Annotated in this window: 5 protein-coding genes, 1 tRNA gene, 1 pseudogene and 1 other annotated feature; of the genes and pseudogenes, 6 read left to right on the plus strand and 1 reads right to left on the minus strand. The window is 60.3% G+C overall.

The genetic code is table 11. The features are described from left to right. Nucleotides 1-2: 2 nt before the first annotated feature. From AC2VNM_RS08725 to AC2VNM_RS08740, 4 genes are all read left to right on the plus strand, one after another. Entirely contained in the window at nucleotides 3-2,342 is a 2,340-nt protein-coding gene (locus AC2VNM_RS08725; RefSeq protein ID WP_483165851.1) for an endonuclease MutS2, read from the plus strand. Nucleotides 2,343-2,345: 3 nt separating this feature from the next. Next, a complete protein-coding gene (gene dnaG, locus AC2VNM_RS08730) occupies nucleotides 2,346-4,082 on the plus strand; it encodes a DNA primase (protein ID WP_483165850.1) in 1,737 nt (578 codons plus the stop codon). A gap of 77 nt (nucleotides 4,083-4,159) precedes the next feature. Then, nucleotides 4,160-6,061, plus strand: a complete 1,902-nt coding sequence (rpoD, locus tag AC2VNM_RS08735) for an RNA polymerase sigma factor RpoD (RefSeq protein ID WP_483165849.1) — start codon at nucleotides 4,160-4,162, stop codon at nucleotides 6,059-6,061. A gap of 38 nt (nucleotides 6,062-6,099) precedes the next feature. Next, nucleotides 6,100-6,176 (plus strand) — tRNA-Ile (locus AC2VNM_RS08740). 292 nt (nucleotides 6,177-6,468) lie between these two features. After that, nucleotides 6,469-6,573 (minus strand) — a sequence feature (AL1L pseudoknot). Here the strand turns inward: AC2VNM_RS08740 and AC2VNM_RS08745 are convergent. Next, a pseudogene (locus tag AC2VNM_RS08745) lies at nucleotides 6,538-6,719 on the minus strand (IS3 family transposase); the annotation flags it as partial. It overlaps the preceding feature by 36 nt. A 342-nt stretch (nucleotides 6,720-7,061) precedes the next feature. Between AC2VNM_RS08745 and AC2VNM_RS08750 the strand changes: the two are divergent. After that, nucleotides 7,062-8,531, plus strand: coding sequence for an Eco57I restriction-modification methylase domain-containing protein (locus tag AC2VNM_RS08750; RefSeq protein ID WP_483165848.1), 1,470 nt, complete (start codon nucleotides 7,062-7,064; stop codon nucleotides 8,529-8,531). Beyond that, nucleotides 8,528-8,710 (plus strand): hypothetical protein, encoded by a 183-nt coding sequence (locus AC2VNM_RS08755; protein ID WP_483165847.1) that lies wholly within the window; start codon nucleotides 8,528-8,530, stop codon nucleotides 8,708-8,710. The genes AC2VNM_RS08750 and AC2VNM_RS08755 overlap by 4 nt, the downstream gene beginning before the upstream one ends. The last annotated feature ends 298 nt before the right edge of the window (nucleotides 8,711-9,008 follow it).

The raw sequence follows: 9,008 nt of genomic DNA on the forward strand, positions 1-9,008 counted from the left end.
ATATGGAGTCGGGGATCGCTGCGCCCGGGAGTCCCGACGCGCTGCGGCTGGCAGCGCAGAGCGCCCTGGAGTTACCCCTCTTCCGCCAGCACTGGCTCGACCGGTGCGCCCATGTATATGCCAGGCGCCATGTCTCGAGGCTGGACCCGGCGGTCTCTGCGCAAGAAATCCGCCTACGCCTGGAGCGCAGCGCGGCCTTACAGCGGCGGCTTGCCGATGGTCCGAGTATGCCGACCGTGGAACTTCCGGATATCGCAGATCTTGTCCTGCTCGCCAGTCGCCCCGCCGCTGTCCTGACCGGGATGGAACTGGTGCGGGTGCGCCGGGTCCTCGAACTGGCGGCGGAGTATGCCCGTTTTCTGACGGCTGCAGAGGATATTCTGAGTAGCGACGCGGAACTCCTGGCGCCGAATGGCGTTCTTCTCGGCCGGCTCCAGGATGGACTCGATGTGGACGGCGTGTTGCTGGATACCGCCAGCCCGGAACTTGCACGCCTTCGTCAACAGCTGCGGATACAGCGCGCGCAGGTGCAACAGCAGCTGAAGGGATTGCTGCAGGAACGGGAGCGGCGGGACATCTGGCAGGATCCGCATGTAGTGCAACGCGGCGGACGTTTTCTTTTACCGGTCAAGGCCAACTTCAAGGGACGTTTGCGCGGCATTGTGCACGACCGCTCGGCGAGCGGTGAGACGCTCTTCATCGAACCGCTGGCGGTGGTAGAGCAGAATAATCTGCTGGTCGAATTAGAGGCGGCACAGCGTCAGGAAGAGGAGCGTATCCTGCGCTCCCTCACCACCCTGCTGGGGAGCGAGGCGGAGCGGCTGCAGCTCACTCTCCAACGCATGGGCCGCCTGGAGGCGGTCCGCGCCGGGCTAGAGCTCGGTGCGGCCTGGGACGGAACGATCCCGCTGCTGCGTGACTCGCCGTCCTTTGGTTTGCGCGCTCTGCGCCATCCCCTACTGGTCCTGCGGCACGGCAGCGCGGTCGTGGCCAACGATCTCGCGCTGGGTAGCGAAGCCAAGCAGCTTCTGATTACTGGGCCCAATACCGGCGGCAAGAGTGCCTTGCTCAAGGCAGTCGGGCTAGTGCATCTGGCAGGCTATCTCGGCTTGCCCATCCCGGCGGAGGGCGAGCTGGGATATTTTTCCTCGCTCTATGCCGTTATTGGCGATGCCCAGGACCTGCAGGCCGATCTCTCCAGTTTTTCCGGGCAGATGCGGCAGGTGCGCGACATTCTTGCGCAGGCGACCTCGAACAGCCTGATACTCCTGGACGAACTGGGTAATGGTACCGACCCGCGCGAGGGTGCGGCGTTGGCACAAGCCGTGGCCGCCAGTCTGCGCGACCGCGGCGTGGTCACCATTCTCACCAGTCATATGGCGGTGCTCAAGCGCTATGCCTTGCGCGAGGACGGAGTGCTCTTGGCTGGCATGGGTTTTGACATCGAGCAGCTGCGGCCGACCTATCGCCTGCAATTAGGGCGCGCCGGTGCGAGTCAGGGCCTGCTGATCGCACGCAAGATCGGTCTGCCAGATCAGGTCATGGCCCTGGCGGACGCTATTCACGCTGGCGAACAGGAACATTGGGAAAGCTGGGAGGACCGTCGTGACGCCCTGCTGCGCGCCGCTGAAGAGCAGACAGCCCGGGCGCAGGCGGCAGCCGAGGAGCAGGATCGTTTGCGTGCGCAATTGCACAGAGAGGTAGAAAAGGCAGCGGCCCTGCGTCTACGCGCGGAAGACGAGGCGCGTCAGGAATGGCAAAAAATGCTTGCCGAAGCGCGCTCGCAGGTGCGCGCAGCCATTGCCGGGCTCAAGCAAGGGCGCGATACCCAGGCGGCAACGGATACTCTTGATCGACTTGACCAGCAGCTTGCTTCGCCATCCACGGAAGCGCAGGCGCTGCCAACTCCGGGAACCCGTGGTCTGTTCCTGCCGCTGCGGCAGGTGGTGGAGGTACAGCGTCTGGACGCAGGCGGGCAACGTCTTCAGGTTGATCTGCGCGGCAAGCAGTTGTGGATTCCTCTCCAGCAGTTCCAGCCGGACGAAAAACTTGCCCTGCCGAAAGAACAGGGGCGTAGCCAGTATGTTGCGCCGGAGGAGCATCCCTGGCGCCTTGATCTCCGCGGTCAGCGGCGTGATGTTGCCGAAGCGGCCTTGTTACGCCATCTCGATGCTGCGGTAGCGGCTGGACGCAGTCAGGTGGAAGTACTGCATGGCAAGGGCAACGGCGTCCTTGCCGAACTGGTACGCGAATTTGCCGAGCAGGATCCGCGGGTAGTGGCATGGCGCATGGCCCGCCCGGAGCATGGCGGTGGCGGCGTGTCTGAATTGGAACTACGCTGAAACATGGCCCGTTACTCCCGGCAAGTCATCGACAGTGTTATCGAGCGCACCGATCTGGTCCGCCTGATCGATGCTCGCGTCACTCTCAAGAAAAAGGGCAAGGATTATTGGGCCTGCTGTCCTTTTCATCACGAAAAAACCGCATCCTTTTCGGTAAGTTCCGACAAGCAGATTTACTACTGCTTTGGCTGTCACGTACACGGCAATGCCCTCGATTTTCTCATGGCCTATGAGCGCCTCAGTTTCGTGGAGGCGTTGGAAATGCTTGCCGATCAGGCTGGAATAGAGCTACCAAGGGACCAGCAGGCGGCAGAGCCAGACCGGCGTCTACCGGCTTTGCGGGGTATGTTGGAGCGAAGTCTGGAAGTGTATCGGCAGGCTCTGGCGCAGGCACCCCAGGCGCAGCAGTACTGGCAATCGCGTGGGGTAAGCGCCCAGACTATCGAGGACTTTGGCCTTGGCTACGCGCCGGAGGGGCAGTGTATCCTGGGACAGTTGGGAAAATCGCCGGAGGATCGCGAGCTGCTGGTCGACGCCGGTATTTTGGGGAGGGCTGATGACGGGCGGCTCTATGAGCGTTTCCGTGGCCGCGTCATCTTTGCCATTCGCGATGGTCGCGGGCGTCTTTGTGGTTTGGCCGGACGTAGTATCGACGGTCGCGAACCAAAGTATCTCAATTCCCCCGAGACCCCGCTCTACCACAAAGCGCAAGTCCTATTTGCCCTGGATCGCGCGCGCGCGGGGATTCGTCGCACGGGGAAGGTGCTCTTGGTCGAGGGCTATCTGGATGTCATTACCCTGCACCAAGCGGGAATTGATAATACCGTGGCGGCGAGTGGCACAGCACTCGGTGAAACCCAGTTGGAGATCCTGTTTCGTGCCAGTAGCGAAGTGATTCTCTGTTTTGATGGGGATCGTGCCGGCAGAGCCGCAGCGCAGCGAGCGGTGGCCCTCAGCCCGACGCACCTGCGCCCCGGTCGTTTGCTCCGCGTACTCTTTCTGCCCGAGGGGGAAGATCCGGATTCTCTGCTGCGGCATCAAGGTGCTGAGGTCTTTACCCAGCTTCTTGCCGGTGCCCGGCCTGCGGTCGATGTCTTTCTGGAATTTCTGGCGACAGAATATGATCTGCGGCAGGGAGATGAGTTGGCACAGTACCGGCGCCAGGCCCGTGCTTTCCTCGACAAGCTCGCCGATCCGGATCTGCGCGAGGTCTATCGACAACGCTTGCAACTGGCGTCCGATGTGCCGCAGGTGACCCCCGGGAGCCGCTCGCCGGTGCTGGTCCGGAAGTCGACGAGTTGGCGCGGTGAGTGGGCCCGCTGCCTAGCCCTCTTTTTGCGTAATCCTGCGGCGCCTGCCTGGGCTGCCCTCGATCGAGAGCTTTTGCAGCGTTTTGCCGGCGAGCGCGCAGAGCTCGCCGCCCTCGCTCGCGCCCTTGAAATTTCTGCCAAGATCACCCATCTAAGTAGCCAGGCATTGTGTTTGGCATTGGCCGAGGAACCCGATGGTGAGCGCTATTTGGCCCTGGCAATGACGGGTGATAGCGAGGCGGAGGTGGCAGAGGGGTTGGAAATTGAAAAAACGTTGGCGCGGGCGAATGCAGAATTGCGGCGTCTGCGCAGCCTGTCGCTTGGTAGGCTCGGCGATCGCGCCGGAATTGGTGCCCTGAGCGCCGAGGAGCGCGCAGAGCTGCGGCAACATCTACAACAGAAACGCGGGATAAAGACCGCGAGGAGCTAGGAAACCATGCCTGGCATCTTTTCATCTGCCTTGGTTTTTTTCTATAATGGCCGGCTATGCGTGCCGTTGGATCCTCTATGACAGACAACGAAACTTCTTTGGATGCAGAATCCCAGCGTTCCGAACTCAAGGCCTTGATTGCACGGGGCAAAGAGCAGGGATATCTGACCTATCGCGAGATCAACGATCTCCTGCCGGAGGAAATCTTCGACCCGGAGCAGATGGAAAACGTCATTTCCATGATCAACGACATGGGGATCGAGGTTTTTGAAGAAGCTCCGGAAGATGATGGCCTCCTCCTCGGCGATAGTGAGGGAGGGGCGGTCATCGCCTCGCAGGAAGTGGAAGAGGCGGCGGAAGAAGCCCTGGCGGTGGTGGAGGCCGACATTGGCCGCACTAGCGATCCCGTGCGCATGTACATGCGCGAGATGGGTAGTGTCGAACTTCTCACCCGCGAAGGCGAGATCGAAATCGCCCGCCGCATCGAAGATGGGCTTCTTCAAGTGTTACGTGCGGTATCCACCTGTCCCACCACGATCGCTTTGCTTTTGGAGGCAGCGGAACGGGTGGAACGTGGGGAGCTGCGCCTTGATGAAGTCGTCGATGCCTTCATTGACCCCAATGCCATCGAAGAAAGTGCCGATGCCGAAGACGAAGACCTCCGTCTGGAGGCCGGTGACGAGAGCGCCGACGAGCAGGATGACGAGGAAGACGAAGAGAACGGTGGCTTGTCTGCGGCAGATAAAGGACCGCAGATGGAAGAAGCCCTGGAGCGCTTTGCCGCGATTCGTGCCGATTACGAAGTATTGATGGCGTTGCGAGCAAAAGGTGCAGGGCGCAGTGCAGACTATCAGGAACAACGCCAGGTGCTGGCGGCGCGCTTTCTGGAGATCAAGCTCAATGTGCGGCAGATCGACCTCATGGCCGACGCCTTGCGCGCCCTCACCGAAGAGGTACGGCAAGCCGAGCGCAGTATCATGCATTTGTGCATCGAACGTGCCGGATACCCGCGCAAGGACTTCGTGCGGAGTTTTCCCGGACGAGAGAGCGATCCCACCTGGCTGGATGAGCAGATTGCCGCGGGTAAGGGCTTTTCCACCAAATTGCAGGCCATGCGGGAGGACATCCTTGCCGTTATGCAGCGCATGGGCAACATCGAGGATCGGGCCGGCTTGCCTATTGCCGAAATCAAAGAGGCCAGTCGGCTGATGTCCATTGGTGAGGCCAAGGCCCGCCGGGCCAAGAAGGAAATGGTCGAGGCCAACCTGCGTCTGGTCATTTCCATTGCCAAGAAGTACACCAACCGTGGCTTGCAGTTCCTCGATCTGATTCAGGAAGGCAATATCGGTCTGATGAAGGCCGTCGATAAGTTCGAGTATCGTCGCGGCTACAAGTTTTCTACCTATGCCACCTGGTGGATTCGCCAGGCGATCACCCGTTCGATTGCCGATCAGGCGCGCACCATCCGCATCCCGGTGCACATGATCGAGACCATCAACAAACTGAACCGCATCAGTCGCCAGATGCTGCAGGAAATGGGGCGTGAGCCGAGCCCGGAAGAGCTTGCCGAGCGCATGGAAATGCCGGAAGACAAGATCCGCAAGGTGCTCAAGATCGCCAAAGAGCCCATTTCCATGGAGACCCCGATTGGGGATGATGAAGATTCGCATCTTGGTGACTTCATCGAAGACCGCAATGTCCCGGCACCAACGGATTCCGCAATCCATGCTGCCATTCGGGAAGTGGTCGAAGAGCTTCTCGACAACGGTCTCACCGCGCGCGAGGCGAAGGTATTGCGGATGCGTTTTGGCATCGGCATGAATACCGACCACACGCTGGAAGAAGTCGGTAAGCAGTTCGACGTCACCCGTGAGCGTATTCGGCAGATCGAGGCCAAGGCCCTGCGCAAGCTGCGCCATCCCTCACGCTCAGACCGCCTCAAAAGTTTCGTGGATGGGGAAGTCACCATCCTCAACTGATGTTTTTGTGCGCCCCTCCAGCAGGAGCGCACAGCTTTGGGCCTATAGCTCAATTGGTTAGAGCAGCGGACTCATAATCCGTTGGTTGCAGGTTCAAGTCCTGCTGGGCCCACCATCTCTGCTTACGCTGGCGTGGCGGTACACGAGCCCTGCTCTGGAGCAACCGAATGGCGACCATCGTCAAGACACCCTCAGGCACTATCTTTCCGAAGTCTCCCCAACCGAGCGCCCAGCACCCGCCGACAGCGACGCGAGACACGCGAAGCCGTTGATGCGGAACGTGGGCAAGTATTCGCTGGCCGCGCTGACGCCGGAGCTGATGGCCAAGAACCGTGACGACCGGCTCGCTGGCCTGGATTGCAGGGATGCTAAGGGCAAGCCTGCCCCCAAACCCCGTTCGCCCAACACGGTACGTCTCTTTTGGGCTCGATCCCATAGTCTCCCCGATATTGGTCTACGAAAGTCCTTACCGTTTACATCGGCGGTCGAGCTCCGCCTGGGCAAAAAACGCGCTGGCTAGTTTCAGAAACTCATTTGCACGACGGAGCTCTTTGACTTCTCGCTCCAACTCCTGGATTCGTTGTCGCTCCGACGCCACCCTGCCGGGCCGCTTGCCAGCTTCTACTGCCGCCTTATTCACCCACTCTCGCAGCGCCTTGCTATGCTGGAAGACGCGTGCATGTGGTGCCGGTGGCGATGCTCAGACGGATACACGACCCATACAGATGGGTTGTGGTCTTCTTACAGAGTTCTTAGAGTGATGGTGAAACGAACTTGGGTGGATATCCCCACCGTTGATCGTGCATACCTTCAGGGTGTGCTGGACAACTTCGTCTGGGCAGTCATCAACCGCGTCTCTCACTCTGGCGACATGGAGCACGCGTTGGGGCCGAGTATGGCCAGGGAAGGGCTTCGTTCGACATTTCTTCGGCGTTGGCAGCGGCCATGGAGATGTTCCGAGCAGAGACAACTAAAAGTACCCCATCAGTGAGGATATGGAATGCTCCAGCAACTAAACACCGCAGACAGTGTGCGCCGCGATGTGGCATCTCGTACCGCGCAGAAACACAAAGCCGAGTTCGGCCAGTTCATGACGCCTTCGAGCGTGGCCCGCTTCATGGCGACCCTGTTCCCACCCAGCACTCTGCAGACCTGCCGTCTACTGGACGCAGGTGCTGGCGTGGGCGCGTTGTCCTGCGCCTTTCTCGACCGCTGGGTGACGGGCGGCTTTGGCTTTGAGTCTGTCGAGGCGACGGCCTACGAGATCGACGAGAGGCTGCGCGGCCACCTTGCACAGCACTTGGCCGGATACAGCCGCGTGACGCCCCGCATCATCGCGGGTGATTACATCGAGCTGGCGACCGCTGAAGGTCTGCAGGATCGAGGCTATACCCATGCGATCCTCAATCCGCCTTACAAGAAGATCAACAGCCAATCAGACCACCGGCTGGCCCTGCGCACTGTCGGCATCGAGACGGTGAATCTGTATTCCGCCTTTGTCGCGTTGGCCGTAGGCGAGGCTGCACCGGGTGGGCAGATCGTGGCCATCATCCCGCGCAGCTTCTGCAACGGGCCGTATTACCGCCCGTTCCGTGACTTTATCCTTGAGCGGGCGGCGATCCGCCACATGCACCTGTTCGCGTCGCGTAACAAGGCTTTCAGAGATGACGAGGTGCTGCAGGAAAACATCATCATCCGCTTGGAGCGTGGCGGCCAGCAGGGGCCGGTCACGGTCACGACTTCGACCGATGACAGCTTTTCCGACCTGACCACCCACGAACACCAGTTCGACCGGATCGTGTTCCCGGATGATCCGGAGCGATTCATTCATGTGCCGACCACGAGCGAGAAAAGCGCCATCGAGCTATCGCCCGCCGTGCGCTACTCGCTGGCCGACATTGGCGTGAGGGTATCGACCGGGCCGGTAGTCGATTTCCGGCTGAAAGAGCACCTGCGCGACATGCCAGAGCCGGGCACCGTGCCATTGATCTACCCCAGTCACCTGAGCATGATCGGCACCGTCTGGCCCGTGACGGGCTTGAAGAAGCCCAACGCGATCATGTGCAACGACGAGACGGAAAAGTGGCTTTACCCGAACGGGTTTTATTGTGTGGTGCGCCGCTTCTCGTCGAAGGAGGAAAAGCGCCGCGTGGTGGCAGGCGTGGTTGATCCTGCCGCCTTTGGCGATTATTCCGTGCTGGGCTTCGAGAATCACATGAACCTCTTTCACGAGGACAAACACGGCTTGCCCGAGGCGCTGGCCCGTGGGTTGGCCGTGTTCCTCAACACGACCGCAGTAGATGAGCATTTCCGGCGCTTCAACGGCCATACACAGGTCAATGCAACCGACCTCAAGCTGATGAAGTATCCGAGCCGTGACACCCTGATCCAGCTCGGCGAGTGGGCCATGAAGCAAGGAACACTCACGCAAGACCAGATCGACGCCAAGCTAGGAACCCTGGCCGAATGAACGACAAGAACGATTACATCGAGGCTGTGCACCAGATCATCGTCTGCGATGTCGGCATTGCCCTTTACCATCCGGACCAGCCCGGCCGGCCTATCGGGCAGACCGGGAAACGCTGGTTGCCCACTACGCCAAGGAACGAGAGCAGAACCGTATCCCTGTCGAGATTACGGCGAGCATAGCGAGTTGATCCGGGCTATCATTCTCCATGGGCGGTATCCTACCGAGGGTTGAAGCGTTGACGAACAGTCAAATCCACCCGCAAGGCTGGATTTCTCTCTTGATCGCGCCAGAGCACGAAGCGCGGGCCAAACAGATGCGAGCCGAGCGTGACCGCCTGTACAGGAACATTTACAGCGAAGCCGCAACCGATAAGCGATGGGTTGCATATTCTGGACCATCGTGGGCACCGATTCTGATGCATCGTGGGCGGTCATTCTGATCGATCGTGGGCACTGATTCTGGTGTGATCGTGGGCAC

The organism is Acidithiobacillus sp. TH-A67 (assembly GCF_057473545.1).